At 42.7% G+C, this 17,581-nt stretch carries 8 protein-coding genes, 6 tRNA genes, 4 rRNA genes, 3 pseudogenes and 1 riboswitch; of the genes and pseudogenes, 16 read left to right on the top strand and 5 right to left on the bottom strand.

Annotation, left to right across the window (positions count from 1 at the left end; genetic code table 11):
• Nucleotides 1–41 precede the first annotated feature (41 nt).
• The gene (gene fabR, locus MNY66_RS15265; protein WP_047254558.1) at nt 42–695 is read left to right on the top strand and encodes an HTH-type transcriptional repressor FabR; all 654 of its coding nucleotides are present in this window, start codon (nt 42–44) and stop codon (nt 693–695) included.
• Nucleotides 696–704: 9 nt separating this feature from the next.
• Complete coding sequence (locus MNY66_RS15260; protein WP_047254559.1) at nt 705–1,091, top strand: YijD family membrane protein; 387 nt, start codon at nt 705–707, stop codon at nt 1,089–1,091.
• A 107-nt stretch (nt 1,092–1,198) separates the two neighbouring features.
• Here the strand turns inward: MNY66_RS15260 and trmA are convergent, their stop codons facing one another.
• Nucleotides 1,199–2,308, bottom strand: a complete 1,110-nt coding sequence (gene trmA, locus MNY66_RS15255; protein WP_241501154.1) for a tRNA (uridine(54)-C5)-methyltransferase TrmA — start codon at nt 2,306–2,308, stop codon at nt 1,199–1,201.
• 115 nt (nt 2,309–2,423) lie between these two features.
• Nucleotides 2,424–2,634, top strand: a riboswitch (cobalamin riboswitch).
• 76 nt (nt 2,635–2,710) lie between these two features.
• Between trmA and btuB the strand changes: the two genes are divergently transcribed.
• From btuB to rrf (MNY66_RS15215), 8 genes are all read left to right on the top strand, one after another.
• On the top strand, nt 2,711–4,567 hold the full coding sequence (btuB, locus tag MNY66_RS15250; protein WP_241501153.1) for a TonB-dependent vitamin B12 receptor BtuB: 1,857 nt from the start codon (nt 2,711–2,713) through the stop codon (nt 4,565–4,567).
• Nucleotides 4,512–5,405, top strand: coding sequence for a glutamate racemase (gene murI, locus MNY66_RS15245; protein ID WP_241501152.1), 894 nt, complete (start codon nt 4,512–4,514; stop codon nt 5,403–5,405). Before btuB ends, murI begins: the two co-directional genes overlap by 56 nt.
• 446 nt (nt 5,406–5,851) lie before the next feature.
• Nucleotides 5,852–7,394: ribosomal RNA gene (locus MNY66_RS15240) — 16S ribosomal RNA — on the top strand.
• A gap of 88 nt (nt 7,395–7,482) precedes the next feature.
• Nucleotides 7,483–7,558, top strand: a tRNA-Glu gene (locus MNY66_RS15235).
• A 218-nt stretch (nt 7,559–7,776) separates the two neighbouring features.
• A 23S ribosomal RNA gene (locus MNY66_RS15230) occupies nt 7,777–10,684 on the top strand.
• Nucleotides 10,685–10,859: 175 nt separating this feature from the next.
• Nucleotides 10,860–10,975, top strand: a 5S ribosomal RNA gene (gene rrf, locus MNY66_RS15225).
• A gap of 46 nt (nt 10,976–11,021) precedes the next feature.
• Nucleotides 11,022–11,097: transfer RNA gene (locus tag MNY66_RS15220), tRNA-Thr, on the top strand.
• A 27-nt stretch (nt 11,098–11,124) separates the two neighbouring features.
• Nucleotides 11,125–11,240, top strand: a 5S ribosomal RNA gene (gene rrf, locus MNY66_RS15215).
• The 16S, 23S and 5S rRNA genes sit together here with 2 tRNA genes alongside, the layout of an rRNA operon.
• A gap of 113 nt (nt 11,241–11,353) precedes the next feature.
• On the opposite strand, the pseudogene MNY66_RS15210 reads toward rrf (MNY66_RS15215), so the two are convergent.
• From MNY66_RS15210 to MNY66_RS18105, 3 pseudogenes are all read right to left on the bottom strand, one after another.
• Nucleotides 11,354–11,597: pseudogene (locus MNY66_RS15210) on the bottom strand (transposase); the annotation flags it as partial.
• A 13-nt stretch (nt 11,598–11,610) separates the two neighbouring features.
• Nucleotides 11,611–12,781: pseudogene (locus MNY66_RS15205) on the bottom strand (IS3 family transposase).
• A gap of 75 nt (nt 12,782–12,856) precedes the next feature.
• A pseudogene (locus MNY66_RS18105) lies at nt 12,857–13,271 on the bottom strand (transposase); the annotation flags it as partial.
• Nucleotides 13,272–13,637: 366 nt separating this feature from the next.
• Here MNY66_RS18105 and murB point away from each other — a divergent pair.
• Nucleotides 13,638–14,672, top strand: a complete 1,035-nt coding sequence (murB, locus tag MNY66_RS15195) for a UDP-N-acetylmuramate dehydrogenase (RefSeq protein ID WP_241501151.1) — start codon at nt 13,638–13,640, stop codon at nt 14,670–14,672.
• A complete protein-coding gene (gene birA, locus MNY66_RS15190; RefSeq protein ID WP_241501150.1) occupies nt 14,669–15,643 on the top strand; it encodes a bifunctional biotin--[acetyl-CoA-carboxylase] ligase/biotin operon repressor BirA in 975 nt (324 codons plus the stop codon). The genes murB and birA overlap by 4 nt, the downstream gene beginning before the upstream one ends.
• Nucleotides 15,644–15,693: 50 nt before the next feature.
• On the opposite strand, the gene coaA is transcribed toward birA, so the two are convergent.
• Nucleotides 15,694–16,644 carry a type I pantothenate kinase gene (gene coaA, locus MNY66_RS15185; protein WP_047257189.1) on the bottom strand — a complete coding sequence of 317 codons (951 nt, stop codon included), beginning with the start codon at nt 16,642–16,644 and terminating at the stop codon, nt 15,694–15,696.
• A 415-nt stretch (nt 16,645–17,059) separates the two neighbouring features.
• On the opposite strand from coaA, the gene MNY66_RS15180 reads away from it, so the two are divergent.
• The 4 genes from MNY66_RS15180 to MNY66_RS15165 all read left to right on the top strand — a co-directional run bounded on the left by MNY66_RS15180 (nt 17,060) and on the right by MNY66_RS15165 (nt 17,481).
• Nucleotides 17,060–17,135 (top strand) — tRNA-Thr (locus tag MNY66_RS15180).
• A gap of 16 nt (nt 17,136–17,151) precedes the next feature.
• Nucleotides 17,152–17,236 (top strand) — tRNA-Tyr (locus tag MNY66_RS15175).
• 88 nt (nt 17,237–17,324) lie between these two features.
• Nucleotides 17,325–17,399: transfer RNA gene (locus tag MNY66_RS15170), tRNA-Gly, on the top strand.
• Between the two features lie 6 nt (nt 17,400–17,405).
• Nucleotides 17,406–17,481 (top strand) — tRNA-Thr (locus MNY66_RS15165).
• The last annotated feature ends 100 nt before the right edge of the window (nt 17,482–17,581 follow it).

The raw sequence follows: 17,581 nt of genomic DNA, 5'->3' as shown, positions 1-17,581 counted from the left end.
ATATATTAATTGCTGTCCAATGAATAAATATTAGGATCACTGTGAGTAACGTTACTGGCGTAAGAGCAAAACAAAAAGAAAAAACCCGTCGCTCATTGATTGAAGCTGCCTTTAGTCAATTGAGTGCCGAAAGGAGCTTTACCAGCTTAAGCTTGCGTGAAGTTGCTCGTGAAGCAGGAATTGCACCAACTTCATTTTATCGCCATTTTAAAGATGTTGATGAACTCGGGCTTACAATGGTCGACGAAAGTGGTTTGATGTTGCGTCAATTAATGCGACAGGCTCGTCAGCGCATTGCCAAGGGCGGGAGTGTGATCCGTACATCAGTCTCAACTTTTATGGAGTTTATTGGTAATAACCCAAATGCCTTTAGGTTATTATTGCGTGAACGTTCAGGAACTTCTGCTGAGTTTCGTGCCGCGGTAGCGCGAGAGATTCAGCATTTTATTGCTGAATTAGCAGATTACCTCGAATTAGAGAAACGGATGCCGCGTTATTTTACTGAAATGCAGGCTGAAGCGATGGTAACCATAGTTTTTAGTGCCGGTGCTGAAGCTCTGGATATTGATATAGAAAAAAGGCAACGACTCGAAGAACGTCTTGTATTACAGTTACGTATGATAGCTAAAGGTGCATATTACTGGTATAGGCGTGAACAAGACAAACATCATTCTTACCCCGGACTGACTAATTAAGGAGACCTCATGATGGAACACAATCGGCAAGAAAAAAGTACTTTATTGCTTGCCTTCGTGATAGGACTATCGACTCACGGTACTTTCTCTGTATTTTTTAATTCCTTTGTTTCTTTCTCCATTTTCCCTATTTTAACGTTGATACTTTCTATTTATTGTCTACATCAACGTTATTTGCATGCTCCAATGCCGGATGGATTACCGAAAATTGTGGTTGGCGTTTTTTTATTAGGCCTGTTCCTGTATGCCACTATTTTGCGTGCCGAGTTCAGTGAGATGGGCTCTAACTTTGTGCCTGCTACGTTTTCAGTAATTATTGCATTGTGGTTATGCCGTGCATGGATAGCGCGTAAGCGTGAACAGCAAGAATTACTAGCGGAAGCAGAACAAGAATAATTTCGTCGTAAGATGATAGTAGGCTAGTAGTCAGCTTGTTGTCAGAACAAGGATGAAATAATAAAGGGCCCGTTGAGGGCCTTTATTTATCCAGTTAGCTCGAAAGATTAGCCCGTAATTGCCTTACGCTCCAGCAATACGCCACATTCCATATGGTGGGTATAAGGGAATTGATCAAACAGTGCCAGTTTCTTAATATCGTGAGTCTGGCTAAGCACTAATAAATTTTGACTTAACGTTTCTGGATTACACGAGATATATAGAATTTTATTATAGCCCTGAACTAATTTTACCGTGTCATCATCTAGCCCACTGCGTGGAGGATCGACAAAAATAGTTTCACATTGATAACTTAAGAGATCAATGCCCTCTAAACGATGGAACTGTCGAGTTCCTTGCATCGCCTGAGTAAAGTCTTCCGCCGACATTCGAATAATTTGCACATTATCAATATTATTGGCTTCAATATTATATTGTGCCGCAGCTACCGACGGTTTAGCGATTTCAGTGGCTAATACGCGCTGAAAATTTTGCGCTAATGCCAAAGAAAAATTTCCATTTCCGCAATAAAGCTCCAGTAAATCCCCTTTAGAATGTTGAGTTGCCGCAATTGCCCACTCCAACATTTGAATATTTACCTGGGCATTAGGCTGAGTGAAGCTATTTTCAACCTGACGATAAATCATTTTTTTACCGTTGATTAATAATTCTTCATCAATATAATCATGATCTAACATGATTTTGGTTTTCGATGCACGGCCAATAATCTGCACATCAAACCCTTGGGCTTCTAATGCTGCTTTAAGTTGCTTGGCTTCAGCTGTCCACTCATCATTCAGTTTCTTATGATAAAGCAGAGAAACAATCATCTTGTTGCTCAGTGTAGATAAATAATCCACTTGAAATAACTTAAAGCGTAAAACCTGATTACCTTTTATTAAGGATAAAAGAGAACACATCATGTTATTAATCAACTGGCTGGCAACAGGAAAGTGATCAATCCGAATCCGTTGCTTGGTTTGTTGATCAAACATAATATGAAAAATATCATCATTTTCATGCCATAAACGGAATTCTGCGCGCATCCGATAATGCGATTCAGGCGAGCGATAAACATCAGGTTCCGGCGCATTGAAAGGGATCATCAACTGCTTCAGACGAGTTACTTTTTCTGCCAGTTGCAGTTCGTATTGTTCAGTTGGCAAAGCATTTTGCATATGTATGACCCCATTATTCACTAAAAATCAATTTTCTGACGCGAAATTGTAGGGAAAGCTGACAAGATGTCCAGTTTTCATTGTGTACGCATGGACATAATCGCACGTGCCTTTTAGGATATAGCCCGCTAATGGTCTCCGTAAGGAGTTAATAGGGAACCCAGTGTGAATCTGGGACTGACGCGCAGCGGTAATAGGAATTTGTGTCTATTATATTGTTGAACTGTAGCAGTGTTGGCTATTTTTATGATTTTCCTACACTCAGCTTATATAAGAACAATTAATTTTCCTTGAGTCCGAATATCTGCCATTGAAAGTCGCCTTGCTGAATATTTGCGCGCATCTTATATTCCGCCTTGCGGCATCCTGATATTAAAAATGATTACTCTGGATGCTTTAAAAATGAACAATAAAAAATTGTTGCCACTGTCGGCAGCAGCTATTGCAGTATTTGGTGGTATTTCTTCTTTGGCATGGGCTAATAATGCGGATCAGATGGTGGTAACTGCCAATCGTTTCGAGCAGCCAATTTCTTCTATATTAGCCCCCATCACTGTAGTGACCCGCGAGGATATAGACCATTGGCAGTCTAATACAGTGGTTGATGTATTAAGACGATTGCCGGGAGTGGACTTTTATCAAAGTGGGGGGAGAGGGCAATTAAGTTCGATCTATATTCGAGGGGCTAATTCAGGTCATGTTTTAGTTTTAGTTGATGGGATTAGACTTAATCAGGCGGGCATTAGTGGTTCTTCAGATATGAGCCAAATTCCAATCTCTCTTGTCCAGCGTATTGAATATATTCGTGGTGCGAGATCTGCGGTATATGGATCCGATGCGATAGGAGGGGTCATTAATATTATTACAGGACGGACGGAGCCGGGGACAACATTAGGGGCGACCCTTGGGAGTTATAGTTATCAAAATTATAATGCCTCTACTCAACAACTTATTGGTAAAAAAACGAAAGTTACAGCTTCGGCCTCTTATGATTACACATCGGGCTATGATATTGAAGCCAGAGGTAATACAGGGAATACTCCTCAGCATGATCGCGATGGTTTTATGGGGAAATCCTTATGGTTAGGCATTGAGCATCAGTTTAATGATGAGTTTAATGGATTTGCCAGAGGTTATGGTTATGATAATAGAACTAAATATGATGATAGCAAGTATCCTGGACCCTTAGTTGATACACGAGAGCTTTCGAGCAGAACAATTGATACTGGCATGCAATTTTCGCGAGGTATTTATTCAACACAACTGTTGGCAAGTTATAGCCACGTTAAGGATTATAATTTTGATCCTAGAATAGGACGCTATGATACAAGTGCCAGATTGAATGATTCTGAACAGTACAATCTACAATGGGGCAATAGTTTCCGTATTGAAGATGGTGGCATTAGTACTGGGATTGATTGGAATCGCCAATCGGTAGAGCCAGATACCAATGGTATGGTTAAAAAAGCAAATACTGATAATACGGGCTTATATTTAACAGGACAAAAACAGATTCAGGATATCACAATAGAGAGTGCTATCCGTGGCGATCATCATTCTGAATATGGTTGGCATACCACCTGGCAAGTAGGCGCAGGTTGGGAGTTCATTGAAGGTTATAAATTAATAGGCTCTTATGCGACAGCTTATAAAGCACCGACATTAGATCAACTCTATGGAAAATGGGGAGCCAATGAAAATCTTAAACCTGAAGAAAGCCAGCAATGGGAAATAGGTTTAGAGGGATTAACGGGCCCATTATCTTGGCAACTATCGGCTTACCGTAATCAGATTGATAATTTAATTGATTCTAGAAAAGGTATAAATCAAACCCCGAGCAGCTATTACAACATTAAGAAAGCCACAATCAAAGGGATTGAATGGACCGGTGATTTAGATACTTGGATTTTTCATCACCAATTAACGTATCAGTATATTGACCCTAAAGATAATGAAACCAATAAAGTGTTATTACGCCGTGCTAAACAACAAGTTAAATATCAATTAGATTGGAATATAGAAAAAGTCAACATGGGGCTGACTTATCAATATATAGGTTCGCGTTATGATACGGATTATCCTAGGACCATTAAACAAGGTGGCTTTAGTTTATGGGATGCAACTGCGGCATATCCAGTGACTGACCATCTGACAATTCGTGGTAGAATAGCCAACCTGTTAGATAAAGACTATGAGACTGCGTATGGCTATCGCACCCCTGGAAGAGAATTCTTCCTCACTGGAAGCTATAACTTCTGATAAAAATCCATTCAGCCGCCCAACAATTCTAGTATTTGACTCTGGTGTTGGGGGGCTTTCTGTCTACCGAGAGGTTAGGAAATTACTGCCTAACCTTCATTACATCTATGCATTCGACAATGAAGCTTTCCCTTACGGGGAAAAAACCGAATCCTTTATTATAGAAAGAGTGATTTCTATTGTTGAAGCTATTCAGAAAAAACATCCATTAACTCTGGCGATTATTGCTTGTAATACTGCGAGTACAATAAGCCTTCCTCCTTTACGTGCTAAGTTTAGCTTTCCTATTGTCGGAGCAGTACCAGCGATAAAGCCCGCAAGTAAATTAACACGCAATGGGATTGTGGGCTTGCTTGCGACTAAAGGCACCGTTAATCGTTCTTATACTAAAGAGCTGATTAGTCGTTTTGCGGCAGACTGCAAAGTAGAATCCTTAGGATCATCAGAACTCGTTGAACTGGCAGAAGATAAATTACATGGCATACCTATATCGCTACAGCGACTCTCCCAAGCGCTTAAACCCTGGTTACGCATGAAGGAGCCACCAGATACTGTAGTTCTGGGCTGCACCCACTTCCCCTTAATTCTTGATGAGCTTGCACAAGTACTACCTTCAGGAACGCGATTCATTGATTCTGGGGCGGCGATAGCCAGAAGAACACAATGGCTGATCAATAATCAACAAACAGCTTCTTTATTAATAGAACAACCCCTTATTGAATCTAAACAAGGGGCAGAAAATATCGCTTATTGTTTGAGGATTGATGAAGCGATCGCTAAATTGACCCCTGTATTAATTACTGAAGGGTTCGAAAAGCTCGAAAAACTAGCTATTTAAGTGCAATTTGATGAATAATAAAGCGAACAGTAAATTAATTCAAAAAAACAGTTGCCAGAAAAATCTCAGCCCCTATAATGCGCTCCGTTGTCACGACAAACCGGCCGAGCGGTTGAGTTTGAAAGTTCCAAAGCGCGATAAGCGCCTTGAAAAACAGCGGGATGATTGAGGTGATGGTCGAAGTAGTTCGGAAAGAAAGTTGAAAATAAATGCTTGACTTCCTGAATGAAAAGAGTAATATACGCCACCTCGCAGCAAGAACCTTAACGAGTTACCTTAAGCCTTGTTGCAACGCTCTTTAACAATTTATCAGACAATCTGTGTGGGCACTCACAAGACACTATCGAAATAAAAAATATTTTTGATTTTAAGTCTTAAAGAGTGACTAACACGTTAATTCATATATGAATAAATGAAGTCAGTTTAATTCTTTGAGCATCAAACTTTAATTGAAGAGTTTGATCATGGCTCAGATTGAACGCTGGCGGCAGGCCTAACACATGCAAGTCGAGCGGTAACAGGAAGAAGCTTGCTTCTTTGCTGACGAGCGGCGGACGGGTGAGTAATGTATGGGGATCTGCCTGACAGAGGGGGATAACTACTGGAAACGGTAGCTAATACCGCATAATCTCTAAGGAGCAAAGCAGGGGACCTTCGGGCCTTGCGCTGTCGGATGAACCCATATGGGATTAGCTAGTAGGTGAGGTAATGGCTCACCTAGGCGACGATCTCTAGCTGGTCTGAGAGGATGATCAGCCACACTGGGACTGAGACACGGCCCAGACTCCTACGGGAGGCAGCAGTGGGGAATATTGCACAATGGGCGCAAGCCTGATGCAGCCATGCCGCGTGTATGAAGAAGGCCTTAGGGTTGTAAAGTACTTTCAGTCGGGAGGAAGGCGTTGATATTAATACTATCAGCGATTGACGTTACCGACAGAAGAAGCACCGGCTAACTCCGTGCCAGCAGCCGCGGTAATACGGGGGGTGCAAGCGTTAATCGGAATTACTGGGCGTAAAGCGCACGCAGGCGGTTGATTAAGTTAGATGTGAAATCCCCGGGCTTAACCTGGGAATGGCATCTAAAACTGGTCAGCTAGAGTCTTGTAGAGGGGGGTAGAATTCCATGTGTAGCGGTGAAATGCGTAGAGATGTGGAGGAATACCGGTGGCGAAGGCGGCCCCCTGGACAAAGACTGACGCTCAGGTGCGAAAGCGTGGGGAGCAAACAGGATTAGATACCCTGGTAGTCCACGCTGTAAACGATGTCGATTTGGAGGTTGTTCCCTTGAGGAGTGGCTTCCGGAGCTAACGCGTTAAATCGACCGCCTGGGGAGTACGGCCGCAAGGTTAAAACTCAAATGAATTGACGGGGGCCCGCACAAGCGGTGGAGCATGTGGTTTAATTCGATGCAACGCGAAGAACCTTACCTACTCTTGACATCCAGAGAATTTAGCAGAGATGCTTTAGTGCCTTCGGGAACTCTGAGACAGGTGCTGCATGGCTGTCGTCAGCTCGTGTTGTGAAATGTTGGGTTAAGTCCCGCAACGAGCGCAACCCTTATCCTTTGTTGCCAGCACGTAATGGTGGGAACTCAAGGGAGACTGCCGGTGATAAACCGGAGGAAGGTGGGGATGACGTCAAGTCATCATGGCCCTTACGAGTAGGGCTACACACGTGCTACAATGGCGCATACAAAGAGAAGCGAACTCGCGAGAGCCAGCGGAACTCATAAAGTGCGTCGTAGTCCGGATTGGAGTCTGCAACTCGACTCCATGAAGTCGGAATCGCTAGTAATCGTAGATCAGAATGCTACGGTGAATACGTTCCCGGGCCTTGTACACACCGCCCGTCACACCATGGGAGTGGGTTGCAAAAGAAGTAGGTAGCTTAACCTTCGGGGGGGCGCTTACCACTTTGTGATTCATGACTGGGGTGAAGTCGTAACAAGGTAACCGTAGGGGAACCTGCGGTTGGATCACCTCCTTACCTAAATTCGAAGTTGAATGTGAAGTGCTCACACAGATTGTCTGATAGAAAGTAGAGCAAAATGCGCGTCTGCGAAGCAGTGACTGATGTCCCCTTCGTCTAGAGGCCTAGGACACCGCCCTTTCACGGCGGTAACAGGGGTTCGAATCCCCTAGGGGACGCCAATTGCGCGGTTATCGAGTGAAAGGCGGTACCCAAAAATAATGATTAAGCTGACTTATTGAGTCGGCTTAACAATTATGCTCTTTAATAATCTGGAACAAGCTGAAAATTGAAAACAACGGTATTCTTTGTCGAAAGAATACCAGAGTCTCTCAAAATACTCAGACCCCAAGGTTTTGTCGCTGTGCTTGCAGTGATAAAAGACACCTTCGGGTTGTGAGGTTAAGCGAATAAGCGTACACGGTGGATGCCTAGGCAGTCAGAGGCGATGAAGGACGTGCTAATCTGCGAAAAGCGTCGGTGAGCTGATATGAAGCGTTATTAGCCGACGATGTCCGAATGGGGAAACCCGGTGCACTTTGGTGCATCATCATTTAGTGAATACATAGCTAAATGAAGCGAACCGAGGGAACTGAAACATCTCAGTACCTCGAGGAAAAGAAATCAACCGAGATTCCCCTAGTAGCGGCGAGCGAACGGGGAGCAGCCCAGAACCAACATCAACGCTAGCATTAAGAGAACAGTCTGGAAAGTCTGGCAGTAAAGGGTGATAGCCCCGTATCTGAAAATGTTAGTGTTGTGAGTTCGACGAGTAGGGCGGGACACGTGTTATCCTGTCTGAATATGGGGGGACCATCCTCCAAGGCTAAATACTCCTGACTGACCGATAGTGAACCAGTACCGTGAGGGAAAGGCGAAAAGAACCCCGGCGAGGGGAGTGAAATAGAACCTGAAACCGTGTACGTACAAGCAGTGGGAGCCTTGATTTATCAGGGTGACTGCGTACCTTTTGTATAATGGGTCAGCGACTTATATTCTGTAGCAAGGTTAACCGAATAGGGGAGCCGTAGGGAAACCGAGTCTTAACTGGGCGAATGAGTTGCAGGGTATAGACCCGAAACCCGGTGATCTAGCCATGGGCAGGTTGAAGGTTGGGTAACACTAACTGGAGGACCGAACCGACTAATGTTGAAAAATTAGCGGATGACTTGTGGCTGGGGGTGAAAGGCCAATCAAACCGGGAGATAGCTGGTTCTCCCCGAAAGCTATTTAGGTAGCGCCTCGTGAATTCATCTTCGGGGGTAGAGCACTGTTTCGACTAGGGGGTCATCCCGACTTACCAACTCGATGCAAACTACGAATACCGAAGAATGTTATCACGGGAGACACACGGCGGGTGCTAACGTTCGTCGTGAAGAGGGAAACAACCCAGACCGCCAGCTAAGGTCCCAAAGTCATAGTTAAGTGGGAAACGAAGTGGAAAGGCTCAGACAGCCAGGATGTTGGCTTAGAAGCAGCCATCATTTAAAGAAAGCGTAATAGCTCACTGGTCGAGTCGGTCTGCGCGGAAGATGTAACGGGGCTAAACTATGCACCGAAGCTGCGGCAGCGATATTTAAATATTGTTGGGTAGGGGAGCGTTCTGTAAGCCTGCGAAGGTGTGCTGTGAGGCATGCTGGAGGTATCAGAAGTGCGAATGCTGACATAAGTAACGATAATGCGGGTGAAAAACCCGCACGCCGGAAGACCAAGGGTTCCTGTCCAACGTTAATCGGGGCAGGGTGAGTCGACCCCTAAGGCGAGGCTGAAAAGCGTAGTCGATGGGCAACGGGTTAATATTCCCGTACTGGTGATAATTGCGATGGGGGGACGGAGAAGGCTAAGTTAGCTGGGCGACGGTTGTCCCGGTTTAAGGATGTAGGTGGGTGAATTAGGCAAATCCGGTTCACTATACACTGAGGTCTGATGACGAGTCACTACGGTGATGAAGTAACTGATGCCATGCTTCCAGGAAAAGCCTCTAAGCTCTAGATTATCATTAATCGTACCCCAAACCGACACAGGTGGTCAGGTAGAGAATACTAAGGCGCTTGAGAGAACTCGGGTGAAGGAACTAGGCAAAATGGTGCCGTAACTTCGGGAGAAGGCACGCTGGCGCTAGGTGAAGTGATTTACTCACGGAGCTGAAGCCAGTCGCAGATACCAGCTGGCTGCAACTGTTTATTAAAAACACAGCACTGTGCAAACACGAAAGTGGACGTATACGGTGTGACGCCTGCCCGGTGCTGGAAGGTTAATTGATGGGGTTAGCGTAAGCGAAGCTCTTGATCGAAGCCCCAGTAAACGGCGGCCGTAACTATAACGGTCCTAAGGTAGCGAAATTCCTTGTCGGGTAAGTTCCGACCTGCACGAATGGCGTAATGATGGCCAGGCTGTCTCCACCCGAGACTCAGTGAAATTGAACTCGCTGTGAAGATGCAGTGTACCCGCGGCAAGACGGAAAGACCCCGTGAACCTTTACTATAGCTTGACACTGAACATTGAGCCTTGATGTGTAGGATAGGTGGGAGGCTTTGAAGTGTGGACGCCAGTCTGCATGGAGCCAACCTTGAAATACCACCCTTTAATGTTTGATGTTCTAACGTAGACCCATTATCTGGGTTGCGGACAGTGTCTGGTGGGTAGTTTGACTGGGGCGGTCTCCTCCCAAAGAGTAACGGAGGAGCACGAAGGTTAGCTAATCACGGTCGGACATCGTGAGGTTAGTGCAATGGCATAAGCTAGCTTGACTGCGAGAGTGACGGCTCGAGCAGGTACGAAAGTAGGTCATAGTGATCCGGTGGTTCTGAATGGAAGGGCCATCGCTCAACGGATAAAAGGTACTCCGGGGATAACAGGCTGATACCGCCCAAGAGTTCATATCGACGGCGGTGTTTGGCACCTCGATGTCGGCTCATCACATCCTGGGGCTGAAGTAGGTCCCAAGGGTACGGCTGTTCGCCGTTTAAAGTGGTACGCGAGCTGGGTTTAGAACGTCGTGAGACAGTTCGGTCCCTATCTGCCGTGGGCGTTGGAAGATTGAAAGGGGCTGCTCCTAGTACGAGAGGACCGGAGTGGACGCACCACTGGTGTTCGGGTTGTCATGCCAATGGCATTGCCCGGTAGCTAAGTGCGGAAGAGATAACCGCTGAAAGCATCTAAGCGGGAAACTTGCCTTGAGATGAGTCTTCCCTGACTCCTTGAGAGTCCTGAAGGAACGTTTAAGACTAAGACGTTGATAGGCTGGGTGTGTAAGCGGTGCGAGCCGTTGAGCTAACCAGTACTAATGAACCGAGAGGCTTAACCTTACAACACCGAAGGTGTTTTAGAGAGACACTGAATGATTTAGCGATTTATTTTGGTGAATAACGAAATAATGAGATAAATCGGATAAAGAATATTGTTTAAAATGACAGCTTGTTCAAGATTAACGTTAATGTGATGGAAGCCGGAAGGTGACATCATGTTGACAGACAGAATATGTCTGGCGGCGATAGCGCGGTGGTCCCACCTGACCCCATGCCGAACTCAGAAGTGAAACGCCGTAGCGCCGATGGTAGTGTGGGGTCTCCCCATGTGAGAGTAGGGAACTGCCAGACTTTAATTTTAAAGGTTGTGTCAGTACTGACTGACAGTACCATATTTGCTGATATGGCTCAGTTGGTAGAGCACACCCTTGGTAAGGGTGAGGTCCCCAGTTCGAATCTGGGTATCAGCACCATGATTTCATAAAATGAAAAAGAATTTGCTTGGCGGCAATAGCGCGGTGGTCCCACCTGACCCCATGCCGAACTCAGAAGTGAAACGCCGTAGCGCCGATGGTAGTGTGGGGTCTCCCCATGTGAGAGTAGGGAACTGCCAAGCATTAAATTTAAGAAGCCACCCATAAGGGTGGCTTTTTTGCGTTTGGTATCGTTCTATGTTCAGCTATATTTGATGTATTTTTTATTTAAGCTATTAATTTAACCTGAGTCGGTTTAAGTCATTACTTGAAACCCTGTTTTCTCGGGATTTGATATATTCAGTGATTGCTTTTTGGTTTCAAACAATAAGCCATCAAACCAATCAGTAAATTCAACATGAAACTCTGTAGTTATGATGACGTGAATACTCAATTTGAGTAATATTTTTCAATTGATCATTAATCATTTCAATAAGAAATTGCCTATCTAATATCGCTCTATCCCAAGCGGCTAATAATTTTGGCTTCATATTTTTACGTGGCCTGAAGTGGTCAATAAAAATTGGTCACCGTTTTAGAGTTTTTCCAATATAATCGTTCCGATTCGTTTGGGGGTAACCCGCCGTTATATTGATGGGGTCTGAGTTGACTGTAATATCCAATTATATAACGGATTATTTGCTGCTGAGCTTCAGTAAAACTTCGATAACCTATCATTGCACCCACTCTGCTTTTAAGCTTCTAAAAAAGCGTTCCATTGGTGCATTATCCCAACAATTTCCTCGGCGAGATAAACTTTGTTTTATTTGATAACGCCATAATAATTGGCGGTAGGCTCGGCTTGTGTAATGGCTTCCTTGATCCGAGTGAAACAGAACATTTTGGGGCTTACCTCTTGATTCGAAAGCCATTGATAACGCTTTTCCTGTTGGGTGACAATGACATTGCCCAGCCAATCGGTTTTCGTGCAAACAAGTCCATCACGACCGCTAAATATATCCAACGATTACCCGCCCAAATATAAGGTCACATCTCCTACCCAAACTTGATCCGGCTCTGTTACTGCAAATTTGCGTGCTAAATAATCCGGTATTTCCACATGCTCTTGCACTGCTTTTTTATACCGATGTTTCGGCATTTGACAACGCACTAAGCCAAGTAATTTCATCAGCTTAGTTGCACGATAACCCGTTAAAGGGAACCTGCTTTGTATTTGATACAATGTCTGCAATAGTACGTACCCCAGCAGAACCGTGACTACTTTCATGGGCTTCTCTAACCAGTGCCCGAAGCCGTATTTGTTCTACTGAAGGCGTCTTGGCGCGATGACACCAATATTGATAGCTACTGCGATGAACCCTGAATACATCACACAATTTTTTAATGCTAAAGCGCCGACTGAGTTTCTCGATCAGCGAGAATTGTTCAGGGAGTCTGACATCACCAGCGCTGTAGCCTTTTTTAAGATCTCATTATGCGCTTCAAGCCGTGCAATTTTCTTTTTCAACTCACGGATTTCAACTTGTTCTGGCGTCATGGGTGAGGCTTTTGGGGAAATACCTTTGCGTTCTAACTTAAGTTGCCGAACCCATTTATCCATAGTGGATTGACCTATGCCCATAGCGTTGGCGGCTTCGATCACTGAATAGTTTTGGTCAAGCACAAGTTGAGCAGCTTCAAGTTTAAATTCAGCACTAAAAAGTCGTCTTATACGTTTTGCCATAAATGTCACCTATCTGTTTATGAAGAGATAATATCACCTCTGACTTGGTGACCAAATTAACTATGCCACTACAGCCGCTACGATCTCACCAAGATAGCTAACAATTAAAGAAAGTTTAAAGCCGTAGAACCCTCATTATGCTCCTTTTCTTCTCTCTGCTATCCCTTTAAACATTTGATTCCTTGGTAGCTGCAGGTTATGGCACACTTTTAGACGGATTGAATCAATAAATTCTATCCTTGTTGGCTGATCTTTAACATGAGTAAAAAATGAGCTTAATGGTATTCAAACAGTTGGCATGACTTCAAGAAAACGCGTTAGCTCAATAAGGTTGTGTATATATGGCAATGAATCTAATATAAAAATGCTTAAAGTTACGTTGGTGGGAGAGATGGAATGCAATAATTATCGTCATGAGCTCACCGTCACTCATATGTTCTTGGCGTTCACCATTATCAATCAAGTATTTTTGCCATTTTGGGATGAACAATGTGCAAAATTATGTATAGGGTTGCTCAGTAAAAGTTATTTTTGGGATAAAAGATCTGATCACCGAACTCGCTTTTAGTTCCCTTCTTTTTATTTTTCTTGTCTCACGTTCAGGTTAATTTACTAAAATTTTTATTGGGATATTAATTATTTAGAGATGAAGGCAATTGCCTATTGTGTTAAATTTAAGCTACTCGCACTCGATTAGCCTTATGGCTCTAATTAATCGATTATCAAACTAGTACATTTGCTTTATCCTTAATAAAATAATAGCAAAAGTAGTGACAATAGGAATGGCATAGCTACGTAGTTATGTAAGACAACAAAGTCCCCGAGCGGTATAGCTTATTTAGCCTAAGAGCATCTAATGAAGCCATCAATTGAATTAAAGTCTGTTAACTCCTTCGGTATAAATGCCTGTGCTCATGAATTACATCGTGCGGATTCAGTATCGGTATTATGTAATCTATGGCGACAAGCGATAGCTAAACAATATCCAGTTTTATTACTTGGATCAGGTAGTAATGTCCTATTTACTGATAATTTTCATGGTTCGGTGATCCTAAATAGAATTAAAGGAATTGATATTCAAGAAACGGCTGATAGCTGGCATGTATATGCTGGGGCTGGTGAGAATTGGCATCAGTTTATTGAGTTTTTACTGAATAAATCTATTTATGGGTTAGAGAATTTGGCATTAATTCCAGGTTGCGTTGGCTCAGCTCCGATTCAAAATATTGGAGCCTATGGGATGGAGTTAAAAAATGTCTGCGAATATGTTGATATTGTTCAGTTAGATAGTGGAGAAGCAAGTCGTTTATCCGCCATTGAGTGTCAATTCGGTTATCGAGATAGTATTTTTAAACACCAATACCGTGATAATTTTGCTATTACTGGCGTAGGTTTCAAATTATCAAAAATATGGGATCCTATTTTAGCCTACGGTGATTTATCTCAATTAGATCGTACTACAATAACACCACAAGAGGTGTTTAATACTATTTGTGCCACACGACGCAGTAAGCTCCCAGACCCAGAACAATTAGGTAATGCAGGCAGTTTTTTCAAAAACCCGATAGTTTCCGCCACTATTGCTGAAAATATTCGTCAAGATTTTTCTAATTGCCCTCAATTTCCTCAAGCTAATGGTAATGTGAAATTAGCTGCTGGGTGGTTAATTGATATGTGTGGCTTAAAAGGATACCAATTAGGCGGAGCCGCCGTCCATATACGCCAAGCATTGGTTCTAATCAATCAAGATTCGGCCACAGGTATGGATATTGTTAATTTAGCTGCAACAATAAGACAAAAAGTATTTCAGCGTTTCTCTGTTCTTCTCGAACCTGAAGTACGCTTTATCGGAACAAATGGAGAAATAGACTCAGTGGAATGTATCTCATGAAAGAAAATAATATCCCATTAGAACTAATAAAAATATTATCTGATGCCGAGATACATTCTGGTGAACAACTAGGCGAGAGAATGGGAATGACTCGCGCTGGAATTAATAAGCATATCCAAACATTGAGATCTTGGGGCTTGAATATTCAAACCGTCACGGGTAAAGGTTATTGTTTGCCAAAAGCGATAAACTTACTCAGCATAGAAGCTATTAGCGCTTATATGGATAGCCAAAGAATAATCCTTGAGCCAGTGATTGACTCGACTAATCAATATTTATTAGAGCGTATCAGTGAATTAGTGTCTGGTGATGTTTGTATCGCTGAATATCAGAGTGCAGGAAGAGGAAGAAGAGGGCGTCAGTGGGTCTCTCCTTTTGGTTGTAATTTATATTTATCGATGTATTGGAGGCTAGATCAAGGCCCTGCGGCAGCCATCGGATTGAGTTTAGTAGTTGGTATTATTCTGGCTGAAACATTAAATGAATTAGGTCATGTGGGGGTACGAGTTAAATGGCCTAATGATTTATATTTAAATGATAAGAAATTAGCTGGTATTTTGGTTGAATTAACGGGTAAAACTGGGGATGCAGCTCATATTATTATTGGCGTAGGGCTTAATATTGGTATGGATAAAGTTAATTTAGCCGATAAAGAAAGTATTAATCAGCAATGGGCTAGCTTGAATGAAACCAATATATCGATTAATAGAAATGAATTAGCAGCAAAGATTATTAAATCATTACGTGAAGCTTTATTTCAATTTGAAAAAGAAGGAATGACGCCTTTTATTGAACGTTGGTATAAATTAGATAATTATCTGAATCGCCCCGTTAAGTTATTGATTGGAGAGAAAGTTATTACAGGGATTTCAAGGGGGATCAATGATCAAGGCGCCTTATTATTACAGCAAGGTGATGAATTAATTCCTTATATTGGTGGTGAAATATCATTAAGATCTAATGATAGCTAAATTCTTATATATAAATAAGCCAGTATTGATTACTGGCTTATTTATAAACATTATTTTCTTAACCGTACATTCTGAATAGAATGATTCTCGCCTTTAGTCATTATTAAACTTGCGCGTTCTCGCGTTGGCTGAATATTTTCAGCTAAGTTTAATCCATTTATTTCATCCCAAATTTTTTCAGCAATATTAATTGCTTCAGACTCACTTAAATGAGAGTAATTATGGAAATATGAATCAGGATCAGAAAAAGCGCCTTGTTTAAATTTTAAAAAGCGACCGATATACCAGCTTTTTAATAATTCTGGCTTAGCATCGACATAGATAGAAAAATCGACAAAGTCAGAGACAAAAACATGATGAGGTGCATGTGGATAGTCCATTCCGCTTTGCAAAACATTCAGGCCTTCTAAAATTAGAATATCAGGCTGGTCGATAATTTGAGTCTGGTCTGGGACAATGTCATAGGTTAAATGCGAGTATACCGGCGCAGCAACATTGCGTGCCCCTGATTTAATCTCTGAGACGAATTGCACTAAATGGTGCATATCGTAAGATTGAGGAAAGCCTTTCTTTTTCATTATCCCTCGTTCATTAAGAACTTGATTTGGATAAAGAAAGCCATCAGTTGTAATCAGATCAACCTTCCGATGTTCTGGCCAGCGCGTCAGTAGCGCTTGAAGTAATCTCGCCGTTGTACTCTTGCCAACAGCAACGCTGCCGGCTATACCGATGATATAAGGAACTTTTGCTCCATTAGTACCTAAAAATTGTTCTAGGACGGCTTGACGGCGCAAATTAGAGCTAATATAAAAATTCAATAGACGAGAGAGGGGGAGATATATTTCAATCACATCCTCCATAGAAAGTTCTTCGTTGATCCCTTTTAGCTCAGAAAGTTCTTTTCCTGTCAGCGTAAGTGGAACGGAATCTCTCAAAGTGGCCCAATGTTCTCTATCAAATTCTAAATATGGCGTAGCTATTAAGTTTTCTTTTGGTTTCATATACCAACATCTGCCTATTTGTGCAGGTTGGACAGGTTGTGTTAAACACCCGTATCCGTAAAAATAACTCGCATCATATCGATTGATAGAGGGTAGGCGTAGGTTTTTTTATGTTTTATCTATATTTTTTTTGATACAGATACAAAAAAACAGAATAACAGATTGTTTTTTAATCAAATAAAAATACGGAAAAGATATTTTATGATCACTATGCCAGATGAATTTTCACTTTATTTATTTCTGATGATGATTAGCTTGAATTTAATCACTGGCATGCTGTATATTAATCGTGCTGAAATTAGTGAAAAAAACAGCAAAATAGCTAGATGTGTATAATAAATAAGCGAAAGAACAAAAAAATGAAAATTTTTATTGCAACCTTCGCTAAGTATACCTAGAATGCGCAGCACTTGATGCCGGCATAGCTCAGTTGGTAGAGCAACTGACTTGTAATCAGTAGGTCCCGAGTTCGACTCTTGGTGCCGGCACCAATTAAAAATATGGAAAGGTGGGGTTCCCGAGCGGCCAAAGGGAGCAGACTGTAAATCTGCCGTCACAGACTTCGAAGGTTCGAATCCTTCCCCCACCACCAATAATTACTCTCAAGTGTTCAGACTTCCTTGCAATGAATAACACTTGAGTTGCAGTACAGCTGACTAAGTCAGGTAGCCGAGTTCATTGCGGGCATCGTATAATGGCTATTACCTCAGCCTTCCAAGCTGATGATGCGGGTTCGATTCCCGCTGCCCGCTCCAAGATGTGCTGATATAGCTCAGTTGGTAGAGCACACCCTTGGTAAGGGTGAGGTCGGCAGTTCGAATCTGCCTATCAGCACCACTTCCCCGATGTTCTCAATATTCCCTGATTTGCTCTCCTGTTGAAATACAAGTAATTAATATTTCATTACTTGGTTGATGTGGTTTAACCACCGATTCCG

The sequence above is a fragment of the Moellerella wisconsensis genome (assembly GCF_022592395.1).
GTDB classification, from domain to species: Bacteria; Pseudomonadota; Gammaproteobacteria; order Enterobacterales; family Enterobacteriaceae; genus Moellerella; species Moellerella wisconsensis.
Note: the sequence above shows the minus strand (reverse complement) of the source record. Positions and strands in the feature narration are given on the sequence as shown.

Coding starts and splice junctions, on each gene's coding strand:
- MNY66_RS15260 (WP_047254559.1), top strand. CDS start 705: ATGATGGAACACAATCGGCAAGAAAAAAGTACTTTATTGCTTGCCTTC.
- trmA (WP_241501154.1), bottom strand. CDS start 2,308: ATGCAAAATGCTTTGCCAACTGAACAATACGAACTGCAACTGGCAGAA.
- btuB (WP_241501153.1), top strand. CDS start 2,711: ATGAACAATAAAAAATTGTTGCCACTGTCGGCAGCAGCTATTGCAGTA.
- murI (WP_241501152.1), top strand. CDS start 4,512: ATGGCTATCGCACCCCTGGAAGAGAATTCTTCCTCACTGGAAGCTATA.
- murB (WP_241501151.1), top strand. CDS start 13,638: ATGAAGCCATCAATTGAATTAAAGTCTGTTAACTCCTTCGGTATAAAT.
- birA (WP_241501150.1), top strand. CDS start 14,669: ATGAAAGAAAATAATATCCCATTAGAACTAATAAAAATATTATCTGAT.
- coaA (WP_047257189.1), bottom strand. CDS start 16,644: ATGAAACCAAAAGAAAACTTAATAGCTACGCCATATTTAGAATTTGAT.